17 protein-coding genes are annotated in these 19,737 nt (G+C 61.3%); 5 read left to right on the forward strand and 12 right to left on the reverse strand.

Annotated features, from left to right (window positions below):
* Positions 1–74 precede the first annotated feature (74 nt).
* The 8 genes from GSF27_RS09240 to miaA all read right to left on the reverse strand — a co-directional run bounded on the left by GSF27_RS09240 (position 75) and on the right by miaA (position 7,872).
* On the reverse strand, positions 75–1,367 hold the full coding sequence (locus GSF27_RS09240) for an adenylosuccinate synthase (protein ID WP_160968171.1): 1,293 nt from the start codon (positions 1,365–1,367) through the stop codon (positions 75–77).
* A gap of 35 nt (positions 1,368–1,402) precedes the next feature.
* On the reverse strand, positions 1,403–2,584 hold the full coding sequence (locus tag GSF27_RS09245; protein WP_160968173.1) for an ATP phosphoribosyltransferase regulatory subunit: 1,182 nt from the start codon (positions 2,582–2,584) through the stop codon (positions 1,403–1,405).
* Positions 2,585–2,646: 62 nt separating this feature from the next.
* Positions 2,647–2,832, reverse strand: a complete 186-nt coding sequence (locus GSF27_RS09250) for a DUF2065 domain-containing protein (protein WP_160968175.1) — start codon at positions 2,830–2,832, stop codon at positions 2,647–2,649.
* Positions 2,833–2,991: 159 nt separating this feature from the next.
* On the reverse strand, positions 2,992–3,864 hold the full coding sequence (hflC, locus tag GSF27_RS09255) for a protease modulator HflC (protein WP_160968177.1): 873 nt from the start codon (positions 3,862–3,864) through the stop codon (positions 2,992–2,994).
* Positions 3,865–3,866: 2 nt separating this feature from the next.
* Positions 3,867–5,021, reverse strand: a complete 1,155-nt coding sequence (gene hflK / locus GSF27_RS09260; RefSeq protein WP_160968179.1) for an FtsH protease activity modulator HflK — start codon at positions 5,019–5,021, stop codon at positions 3,867–3,869.
* 160 nt (positions 5,022–5,181) lie between these two features.
* Positions 5,182–6,471, reverse strand: a complete 1,290-nt coding sequence (gene hflX, locus GSF27_RS09265) for a ribosome rescue GTPase HflX (RefSeq protein WP_160968181.1) — start codon at positions 6,469–6,471, stop codon at positions 5,182–5,184.
* Between the two features lie 17 nt (positions 6,472–6,488).
* Positions 6,489–6,749, reverse strand: coding sequence for an RNA chaperone Hfq (gene hfq / locus GSF27_RS09270; protein WP_160968183.1), 261 nt, complete (start codon positions 6,747–6,749; stop codon positions 6,489–6,491).
* 124 nt (positions 6,750–6,873) lie between these two features.
* On the reverse strand, positions 6,874–7,872 hold the full coding sequence (gene miaA / locus GSF27_RS09275; protein ID WP_160968185.1) for a tRNA (adenosine(37)-N6)-dimethylallyltransferase MiaA: 999 nt from the start codon (positions 7,870–7,872) through the stop codon (positions 6,874–6,876).
* Between the two features lie 298 nt (positions 7,873–8,170).
* Between miaA and GSF27_RS09280 the strand changes: the two genes are divergently transcribed.
* From GSF27_RS09280 to GSF27_RS09290, 3 genes are read left to right on the forward strand one after another with little or no spacing between them, the layout of a single operon-like run.
* Entirely contained in the window at positions 8,171–8,545 is a 375-nt protein-coding gene (locus GSF27_RS09280; protein WP_160968187.1) for a hypothetical protein, read from the forward strand.
* The gene (locus tag GSF27_RS09285) at positions 8,511–9,758 is read left to right on the forward strand and encodes a hypothetical protein (protein ID WP_160968189.1); all 1,248 of its coding nucleotides are present in this window, start codon (positions 8,511–8,513) and stop codon (positions 9,756–9,758) included. The genes GSF27_RS09280 and GSF27_RS09285 overlap by 35 nt, the downstream gene beginning before the upstream one ends.
* A 10-nt stretch (positions 9,759–9,768) precedes the next feature.
* On the forward strand, positions 9,769–12,204 hold the full coding sequence (locus GSF27_RS09290) for an EAL domain-containing protein (protein WP_160968191.1): 2,436 nt from the start codon (positions 9,769–9,771) through the stop codon (positions 12,202–12,204).
* 16 nt (positions 12,205–12,220) lie between these two features.
* On the opposite strand, the gene mutL is transcribed toward GSF27_RS09290, so the two are convergent.
* The 4 genes from mutL to GSF27_RS09310 form a co-directional block, all read right to left on the reverse strand.
* Entirely contained in the window at positions 12,221–14,071 is a 1,851-nt protein-coding gene (gene mutL / locus GSF27_RS09295; RefSeq protein WP_160968193.1) for a DNA mismatch repair endonuclease MutL, read from the reverse strand.
* A gap of 80 nt (positions 14,072–14,151) precedes the next feature.
* Positions 14,152–15,483 carry an N-acetylmuramoyl-L-alanine amidase gene (locus tag GSF27_RS09300; protein WP_237457469.1) on the reverse strand — a complete coding sequence of 444 codons (1,332 nt, stop codon included), beginning with the start codon at positions 15,481–15,483 and terminating at the stop codon, positions 14,152–14,154.
* A gap of 53 nt (positions 15,484–15,536) precedes the next feature.
* Positions 15,537–16,040, reverse strand: a complete 504-nt coding sequence (gene tsaE / locus GSF27_RS09305; RefSeq protein WP_160968203.1) for a tRNA (adenosine(37)-N6)-threonylcarbamoyltransferase complex ATPase subunit type 1 TsaE — start codon at positions 16,038–16,040, stop codon at positions 15,537–15,539.
* Entirely contained in the window at positions 16,040–17,578 is a 1,539-nt protein-coding gene (locus GSF27_RS09310) for an NAD(P)H-hydrate dehydratase (RefSeq protein ID WP_160968205.1), read from the reverse strand. The genes tsaE and GSF27_RS09310 overlap by 1 nt, the downstream gene beginning before the upstream one ends.
* Positions 17,579–17,646: 68 nt before the next feature.
* Here GSF27_RS09310 and queG point away from each other — a divergent pair, with 68 nt between their 5' ends.
* Both queG and GSF27_RS09320 read left to right on the forward strand, forming a co-directional pair.
* Positions 17,647–18,804 carry a tRNA epoxyqueuosine(34) reductase QueG gene (gene queG, locus GSF27_RS09315; protein ID WP_160968207.1) on the forward strand — a complete coding sequence of 386 codons (1,158 nt, stop codon included), beginning with the start codon at positions 17,647–17,649 and terminating at the stop codon, positions 18,802–18,804.
* A 37-nt stretch (positions 18,805–18,841) separates the two neighbouring features.
* Positions 18,842–19,465, forward strand: coding sequence for a methyltransferase (locus GSF27_RS09320; protein ID WP_160968209.1), 624 nt, complete (start codon positions 18,842–18,844; stop codon positions 19,463–19,465).
* The last annotated feature ends 272 nt before the right edge of the window (positions 19,466–19,737 follow it).

A 19,737-nucleotide genomic window follows, 5' to 3' on the forward strand; every position in this document is an offset into this window, starting at 1 on the left:
CCACAAAAAAGCCGCCATGAAAGGCGGCTTTTTTGTGGCTCCGGATGACGCATCACCCGGAGAGTGCACTGCTGTTACGCGAAGGGGTGACGCAGCACGATGGTCTCTACCCGGTCCGGGCCGGTGGAGATAATATCGGCCGGCGCACCCACCAGCTCTTCCAGGCGCTTGATGTAGGCCTGGGCCGCTGCAGGCAGCTCATCCCAGCTCTTGGCACCCACAGTGCTGTCGCTCCAGCCGGACATCTCTTCATAGACCGGAACCACCTCTTCCCAGCCTTCCGCATCGGCAGGAACACCTATGCTGTTGCCCTCGCTGTCCTGGTAACCGATACAGATTTTGACCGTCTCCAGACCGTCCAGCACATCCAGCTTGGTGAGGCAGAGGCCGGAGATACTGTTGATGCGGATGGCGTGACGTACAGCCACGGCATCGAACCAGCCGGTGCGGCGCTGACGACCGGTGGTGGCACCGAACTCATGACCTTTCTCACCCAGGTGCTTGCCTACCGCGCACTCCAGCTCGGTGGGGAACGGGCCGCCGCCCACGCGGGTGGTGTAGGCCTTGGTAATACCCAGCACGTAATCCAGGTAGAGCGGACCAAAACCGGAACCGGTAGCGGTCCCACCGGCGGTGGTGTTGGAGGAGGTTACAAACGGGTAGGTACCGTGGTCGATATCCAGCAGAGAACCCTGGGCACCTTCAAACAGAATACTTTCGCCGTTTTCACGGGCGGTGTGCAGCAGGTCGGTAACGTCGGCCACCATGGGCTTCAGCTGCTCACCCCAGGCCAGGGCATCTTTCAGCACGGTGTCGTAATCCACCGCTTCGGCCTTGTAGTAGTTCACCAGTGCGAAGTTGTGATACTCCAGCACCTCTTTCAGTTTGGTGGCAAAGCGCTCGGGACACATCAGGTCACCCAGGCGCAGGCCGCGACGGGCCACCTTGTCTTCGTAGGCAGGACCAATACCGCGACCGGTGGTACCGATCTTGGCGTTGCCACGAGCCGCTTCGCGGGCCTGATCCAGGGCCACGTGGTAGGGCAGGATCAGCGGACAGGCGGGGGACAGGCGCAGGCGCTCCCGTACCGGCACACCGTTGGCTTCCAGGCCGGCCATCTCCTTGATGAGGGCGTCGGGGGCCAGCACCACACCGTTACCGATCATGCAGGTCACATCGGCACGCAGGATGCCGGAGGGGATGAGATGCAGAACCGTTTTCTTGCCGTCGATTACCAGCGTGTGGCCGGCGTTATGACCGCCCTGAAAGCGGGTCACCAGCGACACCTGGTCGGTCAGCAGGTCAACAATTTTACCTTTGCCTTCGTCACCCCATTGGGTGCCCAGCACAACAACGTTCTTGCCCATCGTTCAGATAACTCGTGTAGAGGGAATTAACAGATTCAGAGAGACTTCACAGAGAAGCGCCCATGTTCGAATACCAGCTGCCGGTCGCAATCGGCGTGCACATCCGCCACGCCCTGACCGGGAAAGCCACACACCACCACTTCGCCCTGCTCGCGCAGGCGATTGATCTCCTGCCACCAGCCTGGCTCATCACTGTGGGGCGCAAAAACAGCACCGTGGGACGGGGGCGGCACCCGCACCAGCTTGTCGATGGCGGTAATATCGATCGCAAAGCCGGTGGCCGGACGGGCGTTGCCAAACACTTCACCCACGTGATCGTAGCGACCACCGTTAGCCACCGAGACACCAAAGCCCGGGGCGAAGGCCGCAAACACCACGCCGGTGTGATAGTTGTAGCCCCGCAGCTCACTTAAATCAAAGTAGAGACGCGCCTGCGGATAGCGCTCGGTCAGGCTGGCCGCAATCGCATCCAGCGTATCCAGCGCCGCTGACACCGCCGCCGGAGCGCCGGCCAGCTTTTCCCGCGCCGCCTTGAGGACAGTGCGGTCACCGGCCAGCTGCGGCAGCGCCTTGAGCATGGCGGCAACCGCCGCCTGTTTGACGTTGGCATCCACCCAGGCGTTGATATCCGCCACCGCCTTGCTCTGCAGCAGGTCAAACAGCTCGCCTTCCCGGGTGGCATCCAGGCCGGCCATGTCAGCCAGGCTGCGGTAGATCTCCACGTGGCCCAGGTCGATGTTCAGCTGCTGCAGGCCACAGGCCTGCAGCGAGGCCAGCAGCAGGCAGATCACCTCCACGTCAGCTTCCACCCCGGCCTCACCATAGAGCTCGACACCGGCGTGGATCGGCGAACGGGTACCCAGGGGTGACTTGGGACGGGTGAAGAGCACATGGCCGGCGTAGCAGAGACGGGACGGCCCGCTGCGCTGCAGACTGTGGGCATCAATACGGGCGGTCTGCGGGGTGATATCGGCACGAATACCCATGGTACGACCGGAGAGCTGATCGGTGATCTTGAAGGTCATCAGGTCGATGTCGCTACCCAGACCGATCAGCAGGGATTCGGTGTATTCAATCAGCGGTGGAATCACCAGCTCATAGCCCCAGCGCTGGTAGAGATCCAGCAACCGCCGTCTCAGGGTCTCTATGCGGGCGGCCTTCTCGGGCAGGATATCTTCGACGCCATCAGGCAATAACCAACGGTCAGCGTAGGTCATGGGTGATGTTCAACCTCTTGAGGCAGGTCAGGACTCCGGCACCGGAGCCGGCAACCCGCCGTTCAGTGAATCAGGTACAGCAGGCCGGCTCCGGCCAGCATGCTCAACAGTCCCACCAGGCGCAGCTGCTGGTCGCTCACCTGCGCAAGGGTCGCCACCATACGGCGCCAGCGCTGGGGGTAGAGGAAAGGCAAGATCCCTTCCAGTACCAGCATCAGGCAGAACGCCTTTCCCAACTCTTCCCACATGACCGGCGCTTGCCTGTATTCCGAGGACTGTAAAATCTTGGCGCCGGCAGGATTACGGATCTGCCAGACACAAAAAAACCGGGCCTGTTCGGGCCCGGTTGATGCATTCTACCACCGATGCGCGCTGCGTAACAACGCAGGCGCGGCGCGGCTTTCACCCTATTCGGGGGTCTTGTCCTTGAGGTAGCGGAAGAACTCGCTGTCCGGGGCTACCAGCAGTACATCACCCTTGGTCTGGAAGGACTCTTTATAGGCCGTGAGACTGCGCATAAAGCTGTAGAACTCCGGGTCCTGATTGTAAGCAGCAGCGTAGATGGCGGCCGCCTTGGCGTCACCTTCACCACGCATCTGCTCCGCATCACGATAGGCCTCGGCCTCCAGAATCGTGCGCTGGCGATCGGCATCGGCGCGAATCACTTCCGCCTGCTCCTTACCCTTGGAGCGGTGCTCACGGGCTTCACGCTCACGCTCGGTGGTCATACGACTGAACACCGAATCGCTCACCTGCTCCGGCAGGTCAATGCGCTTTACGCGCACATCCACCAGCTGGATGCCGTAGCGCTCCAGAGTGAGTTTGTTAAGGCTGCCGGTCAGGTCTTCCATCAGCTGGTCACGCTCACCACTCACCACCTCCTGCAGGGAACGGGTGGCGAACTGGTTGCGCAAGCCTTCGTTGATGCGCTGCGCCAGCAGCTGCTCGACCCGCGACTCCTCACCGTTGGTGGAGGTGTAGAAGGTGCCCACATCCTGAATGCGCCACTTGGCGAAGGAGTCGACGATAATGCCTTTCTTCTCCACCGTCAGGAAACGCTCGGGACGCGCATCCAGGGTCAGGATACGGGCATCGAACTTGCGCACTTCGTGCACCATCGGCAGTTTCCAGTGCAGGCCCGGTGGCAGGTCACTCTCCACCACCTTACCGAACTTGAGCAGCACCCCACGCTCGGTAGCGTGAATGATGTAGAGCGTATTGGAAGCCAGCACCACTGCCAGCAACACCGCCACTACAGCGGCAAACAGTTTGTTATTCATAATCAGCGCACCTCCCTGCGACGGGTGTTGTTGATTGACTCACGGCGCAACTGATCGGCCACCTGATCGGCAATCTCACGAATCACATCGGGGGAGACTTCGTCCGCACGACCGGAAGTAACGGGCTTGCTGCTACTGCCGATAATTTTATCCAGCGGCAGGTAGAGCATGTTGTTGCCACCCTCCACGTCCACCATCACCTTGGAGCTGTTTGACATTACTTCCTGCATGGCATCTATATAGAGACGCTCGCGGGTCACTTTCGGCGCCTTGCGGTACTCGGTCAGCAACTGTTCAAAGCGTTTGGCCTCACCCTCTGCCTTGGCCACCACTTGCTCGCGGTAGGCCATGGCCTCCTCGATCACGCGCTGCGCCGCACCACGGGCTTCCGGCAGGATGCCGTTGGAGTAGGTCTGGGCTTCGTTCTTCAGACGCTCCTCGTCTTCCCGCGCCTTGTTCACGTCATCGAAGGCTGCCTGCACCTCACGGGGTGGGGAGGTGTCTTCCACGTTCACCGTACCGAGACTGATACCGGTCTGGTAGGAGTCAAGGTAAGCCTGCAAGCGGGTCTGCACCTCAATGGCAATTTTCTCACGACCCTCGGTCAGCACTTCGTGCATGGGGCTGGAGCCAACCACATGACGCAGGGCACTGTCGGTCGCCTGCACCAGTGAACTCTCGGGATCACGCACGTTCAGCACGAAACTTTTGACATCGCCAATTTCGTACTGCACGGAGAGGGTTACATCGACGATATTCAGATCCTGGGTCAGCATCTGGCCGCGGGCGCTGCGCGAGCGCACCTTGGTGACGTTGACCGGGAAAACCTGGTCGATCAGCGGCGGGTTCCAGTGCAGGCCCGGCCCCACGGTATCGTGGTAGACACCCAGGCGCAGCACCACGGCACGCTCCTGTTCGTTCACCTGATAGATACCAAACAGTCCATAGACCACCAGTGCACCCACCAGCAACAGGCCCAGCAGGCTGCTGCTGAAGCCACCGCCGGAACCACTGCCGCCACCGGAGCCGCCACCGAAAATACCGTTCAGCTTCTCCTGAAATTTTTTCAGGGCCTCATCCAGATCCGGCGGTCCATCACCACCTTTTCTGCCTCCCCATGGGTCCTGATCGTTACCACCCGGTTCGTTCCAGGCCATAGTTAATCTCCGTTTTTGAATTTCCTGGTCTGCGACCATCAAAGCGACAGCGATTCTAACAAAGCCACTGTTATTGTTAACCGAATTAACTCTGCCTTAACGGTTGCAGATCTCTGTTCTTGAATCTGTTTTTGCTTATTTATGCTGAATTGGCGCCAGCTCAATGCCAGCGCAACTCGTCATACTGCAGGTGCTCCTGACTGAGGATACGCAACAGGTCGGACTTTGGCACATTGATGGCCAGCTCCATGTCCCCACAGTCAGTGTAGTCTTCATGAGTGACGGCATGACAGGCGTAGAGACGGGCACGCAAACGCGCCTGTGCCGGCGCCAGGATGAGCGTCTGTACTACACGGTCCTCGCCCAGCAGTTCAGCCAGGGCTTCCAGCAGCAGTTCCACCCCGGCACCGCTCTGCGCAGACAGCCATACTGCAACAGGCCGCCCGAGTTCGTTGCGATCGATGCGCGGCTGCAACTCCTCCAGCAGGTCAATCTTGTTGTACACCTTGAGCTGGGGCAGGTCAGCGGCACCGATCTCCTCCAGCACCTCCTCCACCTGCTCGATGTTACGGCTGCGCTCTTCCGCGGCGGCATCGATCACGTGCAGCAGCAGGTCGGCACTGGCGGCCTCCTCCAGCGTCGCACGGAAGGCCTGTACCAGACGGTGCGGCAGGTGACTGATAAAGCCCACCGTATCCGCCAGCACCGCCGGCCCCAGGGTGGGCAGCTCGATGCGGCGCATGGTGGGATCCAGTGTGGCAAACAACTGGTCCTGGGCGTATACCCCGGCCGCAGTGATGCGGTTGAACAGGGTCGACTTGCCGGCGTTGGTGTAACCCACCAGCGACACGGTAGGCACTTCGGCACGGCGCCGGGCTCGACGCCCCTGGTCCCGCTGCTTACGCACCTTTTCCAGCCGCTTCTCAATGGACTTGATGCGCACACGCAGCAGGCGACGGTCTGTTTCCAGCTGGGTTTCACCGGGACCGCGCAGGCCGATACCCCCTTTCTGGCGCTCCAGGTGGGTCCAGCCGCGAATCAGCCGGGTGGACATGTGGCGCAGTTGCGCCAGCTCCACCTGCAGCTTACCTTCGTGGGTGCGGGCGCGCTGGGCAAAGATATCGAGGATCAGACCGGTGCGGTCCAGCACCCGGCACTTGAGCTCCTGCTCCAGGTTGCGTTCCTGGCTCGGGCTCAAGGTGTGGTTGAAGATCACCAGCTCCGCGCCGTGTGTCTCGACACACTCCCGCAGCTCCTCGAGCTTGCCGGTACCGACAAAGTAGCGAGCATGGGGGGTGGCGCGATGGCCGGAAATCATGGCAACGGGATCACCGCCGGCTGACAGCACCAGCTCTTCGAATTCGCGGGGATCATCCGGATCGGTGTGTTGGGGAAATTCCAGGTGAACCAGCACCGCCAGTTCACCGGATTCGGGACGCTCAAAAAACAACCACGTACCTCAGGGTATCAGGACTCGCTGTCTTCCCCATCGGCAGAGGCCGCAGGGTTCAGCATAGGAACACGCACCGGGCGGGAAGGCACCACGGTAGAAATTGCGTGCTTGTAAACCATCTGGCTGACGGTATTTTTCAGCAGTACGACAAACTGATCGAAGGACTCGATCTGCCCCTGTAACTTAATGCCGTTAACCAGATAGATGGAAACCGGAATGCGCTCTTTGCGCAGAACATTCAAATAAGGGTCTTGTAAGCTGTGCCCCTTTGACATAGTTATTCTCCTTCATTCAGAAACAAGCAAAAACACCAATCTGCTAATGGTCAGACTGGCCAACAAGCGTTTAATGAACTGACTTTGACTGACGGCCTACCAGAAACCTGATAGCACCGCCCTATTATAGGGGCAGTTTCGGTAAAAAGTTCAAAAATTCGTTCAGAAGCTCAAAATTTTGACGATTTTGACCAGCCTCTGTGTCCGTATAGATAATGTGCAGTTCGGGCCAGCCCCGCAGCCAGGTCAACTGCCGTTTGGCCAGCTGTCGGGTGGCCGCTATGCCCCGCTCCACCATCTCCTCGTAACTGCAATCACCATCCAGGTACTCCCACACCTGGCGGTAGCCCACGGCACGGATCGCCGGCAGATCCCGGTGCAGCTCCGGACGCCGGTGCAGCGCCTCCACTTCCGCCAGAAACCCCTGCTCCAACATGCGCCGGAAGCGCCGCTCGATGCGCTCATGCAGCACCTTGCGCTGACGGGGCATAATGGCCACCTGCACTACGTCAAAGCGTTGCCGCAAATCCTGGGCCTGGCGCTCCTGCCGCTCACGCAGGGCGGTCATGGTCTCGCCACTGACCCGGTAGACCTCCAGCGCACGGCTCAGTCGCTGGGAGTGGTTGGGGTGAATCTGCGCTGCCGCTTCCGGATCAACCGCCGCCAGCTGCCGGTGCACCCAGGGCCAGCCATGGCGTTCAGCATCAGCCTCAATAGCCGCCCGCACCCCGGCATCGGCGGCGGGCATGTCCGCAAAGCCCTCCAGCAGCGCCTTGAAATACATCATGGTACCGCCCACCAGCAGCGGGATACGCCCAGCGCCGTGTATTTCCGCAATTGCCTGCAGCGCATCCTCGCGGAAATCGGCGGCCGAGTAGGGTTCCGCAGGATCCCTCAGATCCAGCAGTCGATGCGGCGCCTGCGCCAGCTCCGCGGCATCGGGCTTGGCAGAGCCGATATCAAGGCCGCGATAGACCAGCGCCGAGTCGACACTGATGATATCCATGGGCAATCGCTGGTGCAGGGCGATGGCCAGATCGGTCTTGCCCGAGGCGGTGGGGCCCATCAGAAAGACCACCAACGGCCGGCCATTGTCACCTGAAAAAACATTGCTGTCGTGCATTATTGCATTTTACCATGTGGCGGTTGTTAACCATCAACTCGACCGGTAATTGGGTACGAATCGGGGTAACAGGAGGGCCTATCTTGCATTACAATGCCAAAATCTTGAATCGGCATTGCCAGTGCAATTTACCCCAGCGCGTGGAGGACTTTTGCACCAACGCTCCATGACGCATCATCAGCGCCATCTCCCCACCCCCATCTCACACCTGAGATACGTCTTGCTGTGGTTGCTTATAGCCGCCTGCGGGAGTGTGCACGCCGCCGATACAGACGCCCCCCCGCAGCGGATTGCAGTATTGCTGAATCCGCCCCCCTACCGGGAAAGCCTGGAAATCAACGAAATTCGCGCCATCTTCTCCATGAACGCCCGCCGCTGGAGCGATGGCACCCCCATCCGGGCCTACGTCATGCCCGACCAGGATGCCGCCCACCAGCGATTCGTGCAGCAGGTCCTGGCGTTACTGCCACACCAGCTGCGCCGCCACTGGGACCGGCTGGTCTACACCGGCACCGGGCAGGCCCCCAACGAAGTCCCTGACAGCGACACCATGCTGCAACAGCTGCGCCGGCACCCGGGCAGCATTGGTTATCTGGAATTGACCCCGGATATCTCCGAACTCCTACAAGAGAAGAGCAATGAGTCTCTTATTATTGTCGATATTACGCCCTAGCAAGCAGCTCGCGCGTCACGCGCTGGCCCTGCTCTGCTGTCTGCTGAGTCCGCAGCTGCTGGCGGAGTCCGGCCCCCAATGGCATGGCTACCTGAGCCAGGGGGTTATCAAGACTTCAGACAACAGCTTTTTTGGCGACAGTGAGAATTACAGCTGGGAATTCAGCAGCGCCGCCCTGGGCCTCAACTGGCGCCTGCACCCGAGGCTGACGGTCTCCGGGCAGGCACTCTACCGCCGCGCCGGCAAGACCTCCCCGGATGGCATCTATACCGACTACGCTTTCGCCGACCTGAATCTGTTCGAGAGCATGGACACACAGTGGGGACTGCGCGCCGGACGGGTGAAAAACCCCTATGGACTCTACAGCGAAACCCGCGATATCGCCGCCTACCGGCCTTCCATCCTGCTGGCGGAGTCCATCTATATGGATCCATTCAGGGATGTTTTCCACAGCTCCGACTCTGTCTCCCTCTACGGACACTGGTACCTCGGCGATCACCTGCTGCAGCTGGACCTGCTGACTGGCAAACCGATCATTACGGAAGAGGCGGAAAACGAGTTCTTTATCCCCGCCTATCTCAAAGGTGAGCTGGTCAACGAAGAGATCACCATCGCCCGCATCACCACCGAATCCTTCGGTTCACGGCTGAAACTCGGCTACACCTACACCGAAATCTATACCGAGTTCGATCCGGATCCCGGCATGCGCCAGGTCACTGTCGGCCCCGGCGTGACCCAGCTGGTGCCGCTGAACGGTTACCCCGGCCACACCACCACCTATATTCACCTGTTTTCACTGGACGCCAATCTGGAGCGCTGGCAGTTCACCACCGAGTTCCAGAACCTGACCTACGATCGCTACGACTCCTCACCCCGGGGCCGTAATGACCAGCCCACCCGCAGCCTCTACGGCGCCATTGCCTATCGTTGGCCCAATGGGGTACGCGTCTACGCCCGGCGGGACATCTTCTACGCCGACAAGGACGACAAGGACGGCAGTCAGTTCGCTGCGGCCACCGGGCGACCAGCGCACAACCGCTACGCCTATGACTCCACCTTCGGCATCTCCTACAGCCCCAACAAGAACTGGCACCTGGCACTGGAGCTGCACGAGGTGACTGGCACCGCCTGGCTCTCCTGGAACGAGAACTGGTTGCCGGATGCTGAAGAGGAGTGGTCCATGGTTGCCGCCCAGATCCACTATCAGTTCTGAGGCGACGGCCATGTTTGTCAGTCTGAAATGGAAAGCGGTTGGCCTGATTGCGGCCATTCTGATCGGGCTCTGCAGTCTGCTGCTGTTTCTCAACCACCGGCAGATGCAGAGCCTGGCACAGCAGCAACAGCAACAGAACTTTGCCTCCATCAACAGAGAGCTGGAGGGACTGCTGATTCAGTCCTACCACCATTACCTGCAACTGATCGACCTGATGCCGGCACTGGGCAGCAGCGAACCACAGCTCTCGCTGCAACAATTGCTGCTCGCCAACTGGCCCACCCTGCAACTGAACTGGGGCATTGAGGACGCGGCAATTTATGACCACAGTGGCAAAGTGCTCTGGCAGACCAGCAAGGTTCAGGCACAGCTGCCTGAAAACTCTGACATCACTCCCACGCCCCACTGGGGCATCGTCTGTGAACGCTCCTGTCGTCAGGTCATCGTTGCCCCCATTCTGACCGCCGACAAACAGCCGCAGTATCTGCAGCTGGAGATCAGCATGGCAGACATGCTGATCGACTTCGCCCGCATATCCGGCACTCACATCGGTATCATGCTGCCGAGCACCAGCAACAACGGCTCCGCGGTGGAGCATCTGTCGGGATGGCAACAGGATCTCAAGATCATGACATCACCCGGCAGCGCCATTCCCATTCTGCAAACCCTGACGGAGCAGGTGGGCTTGCGCAGCGCTCTCAATCAGAGCAACAGTGTTGCTTTCCAGGGACGCACCTACGATGTCGACCTTGTCTCCATTGAAGCCAGCCGCCGCCCCGGCTATTTCGTGATCATCGCCGACACCTCTTCCAGCGCTGCCATTATGCGGGCCTCCAGCTCCTCGCACATGGTGGCAGCGGTCGCCGGGATCCTGCTCTCCTGCCTGCTGTTACTGCTGCTGATCTGGCAACCCATCCAACGCCTGAAACGGCTGGCAGAGATAGTACCGATGCTCACCAGCGGCAACTTCCGCACTGCCCTGGAGCGTCTGCAACAGAACCGGGCCAATCACTGGTTCAGCGATGAAATCGACCAACTCAACAGCATTGAGGAAAACGTGTGTGAGCAGCTGACCGCCATGAGCGACGAGCTGATCCAGCGCAGCAACCGGCTCCACACCCTCGCCACCTTTGACACACTGACCCAGCTCAATAACCGCCCGGTACTGATCGAGCAGATCAACGCCGCGCTGAAGATCAGTGCGGCGGACAATGCCTTCTTTTCGCTCCTCTATATCGACCTCGATAACTTCAAGCGCATCAACGACTCCCTGGGCCATTCCGCCGGCGATGAGCTGCTCAAGGTGGTGTCAGAGCGACTGCGCTCATGCGTGCGCACCACCGACACCATCGCCCGGCTTGGCGGCGATGAGTTCTGCATCATTCTCTCCTCCATGACCCACCCGCAGGATCACTTCGGTGTGGCGCAGAATATACTGCGAGCCCTCAGTACCCCGATCAAGCTGGGTCACGCCGATGTGATCGTCTCCGCCAGTATCGGTATTGTCTCGGCACCCGCTGACGGCAGCAGCAGCGAGGAGTTGCTGCGCAACGCCGAACTCGCCATGTACAAGGCCAAGGCCCGGGGTCGCAACACCTACCTGCACTTCGAGTCCTACATGACCGAAGAAGCGGTACACCGGGTAGCGTTTGAATCCGAGCTGCGCCGCGCCATTCGCAACCGGGAATTTATCCTCCACTACCAACCACAGATCGAACTGGAAAACGGCCGCGTGTTTGGCTTTGAAGCACTGATACGCTGGCAACACCCGGAGCGCGGGCTGCTCTACCCGGATATGTTTATCAGCGTACTGGAAGAGACCGGACTGATTGTGCCACTGGGTAGCTGGGTCATCGACGAGGTGTGCCGGCAGGTCGCCCTCTGGCGCAGTCTCGGCCAACAGGTGACCTGCACAGCCATCAACCTCTCTCCCAGCCAGCTGCAGGATACCGATCTGGTGGCGCAGGTATCTGCCTCATTGGAGCGTCACCGGGTCCAGCCTCACAGTCTGGAGCTGGAAGTGACCGAGACGATGCTGATGACAGATGTGGAACTGACCCGCAAACAGCTCAGCAGCCTGCAGGCGCTGGGGGTCTCTGTCGCCATTGACGACTTTGGAACCGGCCACTCCTCACTCAGTTACCTGAAATCACTGCCGGTCAACGTGCTGAAAATTGATCGCTCGTTTATCCAGGACATCACCAGTGACAACGACGACCGTGAAATCGTCAGCGCCATTATCGCCATGGCTCACAAGCTGGGCCTGAAGGTGGTGGCAGAAGGGGTGGAGACCCTGGCGCACCAGAATATTCTGGCTCACAACGCCTGCGACTTCGGCCAGGGCTTCCTCTACTCCAAACCGGTGGATGCCGAAGCCGCCCTGGAGTTACTGCAGAAGGGTTGCCTGCCGGCGCCTGTGGCCGGGGTAAAGAGACAACCCAATTAGTGTGAACCGGCGCGGTCTACTGGCCGCGCAGGAACAGCTTGTCCAGCTCGGTCATGCTCATCAGGGTCCAGGTGGGACGGCCGTGATTGCACTGGCCGCTGCGCTCGGTGGCCTCCATATCCCGCAACAGTGCGTTCATCTCCGCAATCGACAGCCGCCGGTTGGCACGCACCGACCCGTGACAGGCCATGGTCGCCAGAATGGTGTTCATATGCTCCTGCAAGCGACGGGTACTGCCATGCTGCAGGAGATCGGCGAGCACGTCCCGCACCAGCTGCTCCACATTGGCGCGATTCAACAGCACCGGAATCTGGCGAATGATCAGGCTCTCCGGCCCCGCCCGTTGCAGGTCGAAACCGAGCTGCTGGAACAGGGCGCGATTCTCCTCGGCGTAATCCGCCTCTTTCTGGCTCACCGCCATGGTCTCCGGCACCAGCAGTGGCTGGGTTTGCAGTTGCTGGCTGTCGGTGGCCTGCTTGAGGCGCTCATAGGTGATGCGCTCGTGGGCCGCATGCATATCCACCAGAATCAGGCCCTGGGCATTTTCCGCCAGGATATAAATGCCTTTCAGCTGGGCGATGGCGTAACCCAGCGGCGGAATCTCCTCGTTCTCCTGCGGCAAGCCCATGGGTGCTGCCGCCACCGCAGGCTCGGCCACACTGTAGAGCGAGCGATAACCATCCATTGACGGCGCCGCCACACTGCCGCCGCCATAGCCGGTGCCCATGGGACGACTGGCGCCCTGGGGCTGGAAGCGCATCGCCTCCTGTCCCTGAAATTCGCCGGCGCTGGCCCCGCCGCTGACCCCGGCCTGTGGCTGTGACAGCACCGCTGATGGCTCACTGCCCGATAGCCGGTCCTGTGGCCGTACATCCGCCAGTGCCTGGTGCAGGCTGCGGAACAGGAAGTCGTGCACCATGCGACTGTCGCGAAAGCGCACCTCGTGCTTGGTGGGGTGGACGTTGACGTCGACGCTGGCGGGATCCAGTTCCAGGTAGAGCACAAAGGCCGGGTGACGGCCGTGAAACAACACATCCTGATAGGCCTGGCGCACCGCGTGGCTCACCAGCTTGTCGCGAATGGCGCGACCATTGACGAAGAAGTGCTGCAGGTCTGCCTGGCTGCGGGAGAAGGCTGGCAGAGCCACCCACCCCCAAAGGCGTAAGCCGGAGCGTTCGATATCCAGATGCAGGGCGTTTTCCATAAAGCTGGGGCCGCACACCTGTGCCACCCGCCGCTCCTGCTCCGCCTGTGACTGAGCCGCACGCCAGTTGTGAATGGCGCGGCCGTTGTGGCGCAGGTTAAAGGTGACATCAAAGCGCGACAGCGCCAGCCGCCGCACCACCTCTTCAATGCGGTTGTACTCGGTCTTTTCCGTGCGCAGGAATTTGCGCCGCGCCGGGGTATTAAAGAACAGGTCCCGCACTTCCACCGTAGTGCCTTTGGGGTGCGCCGCCGGCATCAGCTCCGCCTCCATATCCCGTCCTTCGGTACGGGCGCACCAGCCATTGCTGCTCTCTTCGGTATTACTGGTCAGCGTCAGCCGCGACACCGAGCTGATACTGGCCAATGCCTCGCCGCGGAAACCGAGGGTGCCCACCGCTTCCAGGTCGTCGAGATGATAGATCTTGCTGGTGGCGTGGCGGCTCAGCGCCAGCGGCAGGTCATCCTTGTCGATCCCGCCGCCGTTATCCCGCACCCTCATCAGTTTGGTGCCACCTTGCTCCACCTCCACATCCAGGCGGGTGGCGCCCGCATCCAGACTGTTCTCCAGCACCTCCTTGATTACCGACGCCGGGCGCTCCACCACCTCACCCGCAGCGATCTGGTTGGCCAAACGGGGGCTGAGCAACTGAATTTTTGCCATCAATCTTTCCATTAAACGGTTGGGTCTGGTTCAGAGGCGCGGCGCAGTGGTGGCATCAGGAGGCCGGCACCGCGGCGGTGTCAGGAGGCCGGAATCTTCAATTTCTGGCCGACACGAATCACACTGTTGTTCATTCGATTGGCCTTCTGGATATCAGCCACACTGACATCGTAACGGCGGGCGATGCCACTGAGAGTATCCCCCGGGGTAATGACGTGCTCCAGGCCACCTGCGACTTTCGCCCCACCGTTTTTGCGGGAGGCGATATAGGTACCGGCGGGAGGCAACGCCTCAAAGTGCTGGCGGATGCCGGTGAAAATGGATTTCGCCATCTGCTTGCGGTAGTAACTGCTGTTGAGCTTTTTGGCTTCATCCGGGTTGGAGATAAACCCGGTTTCCACCAGGATACTGGGCACATCCGGTGACTTCAGCACCGCGAAGCCCGCCTGCTCCACGTTGTTTTTGTGCAGTTTAGCCACCGAATCCATGGATTTCAGTACCCGGTCGCCGGCCAGCAGACTGTGCTCCAGCTGCTTGTTCATGGAGAGCTCCACCAGCACGCCGCGCAGCATTTCATCCTTGTCATCCAGGCTCAGGCTGCCGGCACCCCCGATAAGGTCAGCCTCGTTTTCGCTCTGGGCCAGGAAACGTGCCGTCTCCGAGGTGGCGCCGCGCAGCGACAGCGCGAATACAGACGCGCCGCGGGCCTTGGTATTGGTAAACGCATCGGCGTGAACCGACACAAACAGGTCAGCGCGTTTCTCGCGGGCGGCATCGCGCCGTTTGCTGAGGGGAATATAGTAGTCGCCGGTGCGCACCAGTTCGGCCCGGTAACCCTTTTCGGCGTTGATCATGGCGGCCAGCTCTTTACTGATGGCCAGCACCACGTCTTTCTCCCGCAGCCGGCTGCCGCCGATCTTTGGCCCCAGCGCGCCCGGGTCCTCACCGCCGTGGCCGGCGTCAATGGCAATCACAATATCCCGCGTACCGCTCTGCTGTTGTACCGCCTGTTGCACGGTTTTTTCCACTTCCGCGGCCCGATCGAAGAGGTCGACCACCAGACGGTCACTCTTGTCAGCGTGCTTGCGCAGGAAAAAGCTTTTCGGCCGGATGGCGCCACTGAGATCCAGCACCACGCGGAGGTCCCTGCCGTTGCGCACCGCCGAGCGCACGCTGCGGATGGGCGTGCCTTCCAGTTCCAGTTGCGACAGGGAGGTATTGAGGCTGGCCTGTTTGAGATCGATCACCAGACGATCGGGATTGCTGAGGGGAAACAGCTTGTGCTCCACCTCGCCGCTGAGGTCAAACACCAGGCGGGTACTGTCCGGTGCACGCCACAGGCGCACACTGTCCACCACCGCGTCGGCCAGCGACAGAGGCGCGGCCAGCAACAGCCACAGGCTGGCTGCCATCGCGATTATTGCCTGTCCCCGCTGCAACATAATGTTCAGGCGCACTCTCGTAGTCAGTGGTTGGCAGGCACAGTGCCTGTGTGTAGCTGGTGCAAACGGGCCAGCGCTGCCCGGCCTGCGTCGCTGCCGGCCTGCAGCTGCAGCTGCCGTCCCGGTGCCGCTGTGGTCAGGGTCAGCTGCAAGTCCGGCGCCGGTAACACACCGGCTCCCCGCGACGGCCACTCCACCAGGCAGACCGAATCAGGGGTGAAGTAGTCGCGAATGCCCATGTACTCCAGCTCTTCCGCATCTCCCAGACGATAGAGGTCGAAGTGGTAGAGGGTCAAGCCCGTCAGCTCATAAGGCTCCACCAGGGTATAGGTGGGGGACTTAACTGCGCCTGAATGACCAAAGGCGGAGAGGATACCGCGGCTGGTGGTGGTCTTGCCGGCGCCGAGGTCACCCTGCAGATAGATCACCATGCCACCCCGCAGGCACTCCCCCAGCTGGCGACCGGCAGCCACGGTCGCCGCCTCGTCCGCCAGATACAGCTCCAGACAATCCGGCCCGTCGCTCATCAAAGCATCTCGCTGTTGAGCAGGTGGCGCAGGTAGGGCATCAGGTCCGCCGCCAACAGGCCTCGCTGGCCCTCTTCCGCCACGGCCAGGTCCGCCGCCGTGCCGTGCAGGCACACCGCCAGCTTGGTGGCGGTGCAGGGCTCCAGCCCCTGCGCCAGCAAACCGCCGATGACACCACTGAGCACATCGCCCATACCACCGGATGCCATACCCGGGTTACCCACATTGGCGACGCTGAGACTGCCGTCCGGCGCGCAGATGATAGTACCGGCGCCTTTCAGCAAAACCGTACCGCCGAAAGTCTCCTGCAACTGGCGGGCAGCGGCAAAGCGATCCTGTTGCACCGCTTCCGTAGTGGTGTGCAACAGACGTGCGGCTTCACCGGGGTGCGGTGTGAGAATCCAGTTGTCGCGACGCTGTTGCGGCAGCACCCGCCCCTCGGCCAGCAGGTTGAGGCCATCGGCATCCAGCACCACCGGCAGGCCGCTGGCCGCCGCCTGCTGCAGCATCTGCTCGGACCAGCTGGACTGACCCAGTCCCGGCCCCAGCACCAACACGGTCGCGCGCGCCAATTGCGCCGCCAGTTCCTGGCCGGAGCTCACCCCCAGCACCATTAATTCCGGACGCCGCGCCACAATGGCCGGCACATACTCGGGACGGGTAGCCACACTGGTGAGCCCCGCGCCCATGCGCGCCGCCGCCTCGCCGGCCATGGCCGCCGCACCGCCAAAACCGGTATCGCCGCCCACCACCATGACGTGACCAAAGTTACCCTTGTGGGCATCGCCGTCACGCTGCGGCAGACACTGCAACAACTGCGGCAGTGACAGTCGCTCGGCGCTGGCGCTCTGGCTCTCCAGCACCGCCGCCGGCACACCCAGGTCGGCGTAATAGAGTTTGCCGGTAAGCGCCGGTCCACGACCGGTGAGCAGGCCACGCTTAACACCGATAAAGGTGACGGTCACCTGCGCATGCACCGCCGCCCCCAACTGGCGGCCACTGTCGGGACAGAGGCCGGACGGCAGGTCCAGCGACAGCACCGGCAGGCCACAGGTTGTCACCCGCTCAATGGCGGTGACGTACTCCGGTCGCATATCACCACGGGAGCCCGTGCCCAGCAACGCATCCACTACCACCCCGTGGGGACACACCATCTCCTCCAGCGGCAGCATGATGACGCCCTCGCGGCGCGCATACTCGTAGGCCAGTTTGGCGTCGCCGGTCAGCTTCTCCGGATCCGACACCCAGGCCACGGTTACCGGGATGCGCCGTTGCGACGCCAGCGCCGCCACCACATAGCCATCGCCGGCGTTATTGCCGGCACCGCAGAGAACAGTAATCTCATCCGGGTCAGGCCAGTGGGTCAGAAGCGCATCAAAGGCCGCCCGACCTGCCCGCTTCATCAGGTGAATACCGGCAATGCCATGCTCGTCGATGGCACAGCGATCCATGGCGCGTACCTGTTCGGCCAGGAACAGGTCAGCGGGCAGGCAATCGCTGTAGGGCAGGGAGTGATCCGCGGGCAAGATGTTGGACATGAGGGTTTCCCGAGTGTTGTCGTTCTGTGGGACAATTATACACAGATCCCCCTGCCAGACCTGCCCCCATGACTGCATCAACGTCACAGCCTAACCCCCTGTTGAGCCAAGAGTTTCTGCTGGCCCTGCGCGAGCGGATCTGGGTCTGGGGACGGGAGCTGGGGTTCCAGCAGCTGGGTATTTGCGACACCGACCTAGCGCTGGACGAAGAACGGCTGCAGGCGTGGCTGGCCAAGGGCTACCAGGGTGATATGCAGTGGCTGGGTGAACACGGCCATATGCGCAGCCGCCCGCAGGAGTTGCTGCCGGGCACGCAGCGGGTAATCTGCGCACGCATGGATTACCTGCCGGCGGACACCCGGCAGATCGAAACATTGAAAGACCCGCACAAGGCCTACCTGTCCCGCTACACCCTCGGCCGCGATTACCACAAACTGATTCGCAAGCGCCTGAGCCAACTGGGCCAGCAGATTGATGCCGCGGTGCAGCAGGAGCTGATTACCCAGGGCGCGGGCGGGAGTGAACTGATCCAGCGCGCGTTTGTCGACAGCGCGCCGGTGCTGGAACGACCGCTGGCCGCCAAGGCCGGGCTGGGCTGGGTGGGGAAACACACCCTGATCATTAATGAGCAGGCGGGCAGCTGGTTTTTCCTCGGCGAGCTCTACACCAGCCTGCCGCTGCCAGTGGACGACTCCCTGCAAACCGATCGCTGCGGCGACTGCCAGGCCTGCCTCAAGGTCTGCCCCACCGACGCCTTTCCGCGCCCCTATGAGCTGGATGCACGGCGCTGCATCTCCTACCTCACCATCGAGAACAAGGGGTCCATTCCGGAGATCTTTCGCGAGCCCATGGGCAACCGGGTGTTCGGTTGCGACGACTGCCAGGCCATCTGTCCCTGGAACAAGTACGCGCAATTTACCCGGGAAGTGGATTTTACCCCGCGGCACCAACTGGACCGCGCCGACCTGATTACCCTGTTTAACTGGAGCGAGGCAGAGTTCCTGCGCAACACCGAAGGCTCCGCCATTCGTCGCGTCGGCTACGAGGGCTGGCTGCGCAACCTGGCGGTGGGGCTGGGCAATGCTCCCACCAGCGACGCGGTTGTCACAGCGCTGCAACAAAAGCAGGACTATCCTTCGGCGCTGGTGCAGGAGCATGTATCATGGGCCCTGCAGCAACACGCCAACCCGGCGCGCCGGCGGCGGCGCAAATTGCGCCGCGACTGACACCGCGCCACCACGCACCTGCCACCCAAGGAACAACATGTCTGAAACCGACAGCCGCGAAGCCTTTGGCCTGCAAGTCCTGAAAAACAGCCACCCCGACATCCGCCGCATCCGCGACAAGGGCAACTACACCTCGCTGCACGGCAACAAATTCTGGAAGTCCACCTATGTGCTGATGGACTACCTCTCCGAGTGCCCACCGGATCCCGGTATGCGGATTCTGGAGCTGGGCTGCGGCTGGGGTCTGGGCAGCCTCTATTGCGCCAAGAATTTTGACGTCGACATCACCTGCCTGGATGCCGACGATGCTGTGTTTCCGTACCTGAAGCACCACGCCAAAATCAACGGCGTCAAGAAACCGCAGACAGTACAGATGCTGTTTGAAGACATCACCACCGACTTCCTGCTCGACTTCGACATGATCATCGGTGCCGATATCTGTTTCTGGGATTCACTGGTGCCCACCCTGACCGGGGTGATCGAGCGCGGTATGGAAGCGGGCCTGCAGCGGGCGGTGATTACCGACCCCGGCCGTCCCACCTTCCGCGAGATGGGTGAGTATTTCTACGAAGAGTGGGATGCGGTCTACAGTGATTGGGATGTGCCTGCCCCGTACAACGTCTGGGGGCTGGTGCTGGATGTCTACAACACCAAGGACTAGTGGCGAGTGGCGAGTGGCGAGTGGCGAGTGGCGAGTGGCGAGCGGCGAGCGGCGAGCGGCGAGCGGCGAGCGGCGAGCGGCTAGTCAATTACTGATCCGACACACCTCTGGCACAAGTGGATTCCCGCCTGCGCGGGAATGACGGGTAAAGACTCCCGGTTCGAAAATTTTCATCCCCGCGCACAAGGTGAATTCAGCTTAGCTGCAAGAGAGGGCACTCTGAGGTGGGAGGGGATCCACTGGATGCTCGATACGAGACTCCCAACCGTTGA

Source organism: Pseudomaricurvus sp. HS19 (assembly GCF_009857815.1).
Lineage (GTDB): Bacteria > Pseudomonadota > Gammaproteobacteria > Pseudomonadales > Cellvibrionaceae > Pseudomaricurvus.

What these genes read in the sequence shown, in the direction of transcription:
- GSF27_RS09285 (WP_160968189.1), top strand. Translation starts at nt 8,511, where the DNA reads ATGAGTCTCTTATTATTGTCGATATTACGCCCTAGCAAGCAGCTCGCG.
- miaA (WP_160968185.1), bottom strand. Translation starts at nt 7,872, where the DNA reads ATGCACGACAGCAATGTTTTTTCAGGTGACAATGGCCGGCCGTTGGTG.
- hfq (WP_160968183.1), bottom strand. Translation starts at nt 6,749, where the DNA reads ATGTCAAAGGGGCACAGCTTACAAGACCCTTATTTGAATGTTCTGCGC.
- tsaE (WP_160968203.1), bottom strand. Translation starts at nt 16,040, where the DNA reads ATGAGCGACGGGCCGGATTGTCTGGAGCTGTATCTGGCGGACGAGGCG.
- GSF27_RS09250 (WP_160968175.1), bottom strand. Translation starts at nt 2,832, where the DNA reads ATGTGGGAAGAGTTGGGAAAGGCGTTCTGCCTGATGCTGGTACTGGAA.
- queG (WP_160968207.1), top strand. Translation starts at nt 17,647, where the DNA reads ATGACTGCATCAACGTCACAGCCTAACCCCCTGTTGAGCCAAGAGTTT.
- hflK (WP_160968179.1), bottom strand. Translation starts at nt 5,021, where the DNA reads ATGGCCTGGAACGAACCGGGTGGTAACGATCAGGACCCATGGGGAGGC.
- GSF27_RS09310 (WP_160968205.1), bottom strand. Translation starts at nt 17,578, where the DNA reads ATGTCCAACATCTTGCCCGCGGATCACTCCCTGCCCTACAGCGATTGC.
- GSF27_RS09290 (WP_160968191.1), top strand. Translation starts at nt 9,769, where the DNA reads ATGTTTGTCAGTCTGAAATGGAAAGCGGTTGGCCTGATTGCGGCCATT.
- GSF27_RS09320 (WP_160968209.1), top strand. Translation starts at nt 18,842, where the DNA reads ATGTCTGAAACCGACAGCCGCGAAGCCTTTGGCCTGCAAGTCCTGAAA.
- GSF27_RS09245 (WP_160968173.1), bottom strand. Translation starts at nt 2,584, where the DNA reads ATGACCTACGCTGACCGTTGGTTATTGCCTGATGGCGTCGAAGATATC.
- hflC (WP_160968177.1), bottom strand. Translation starts at nt 3,864, where the DNA reads ATGAATAACAAACTGTTTGCCGCTGTAGTGGCGGTGTTGCTGGCAGTG.
- GSF27_RS09240 (WP_160968171.1), bottom strand. Translation starts at nt 1,367, where the DNA reads ATGGGCAAGAACGTTGTTGTGCTGGGCACCCAATGGGGTGACGAAGGC.
- mutL (WP_160968193.1), bottom strand. Translation starts at nt 14,071, where the DNA reads ATGGCAAAAATTCAGTTGCTCAGCCCCCGTTTGGCCAACCAGATCGCT.
- GSF27_RS09300 (WP_237457469.1), bottom strand. Translation starts at nt 15,483, where the DNA reads ATGGCAGCCAGCCTGTGGCTGTTGCTGGCCGCGCCTCTGTCGCTGGCC.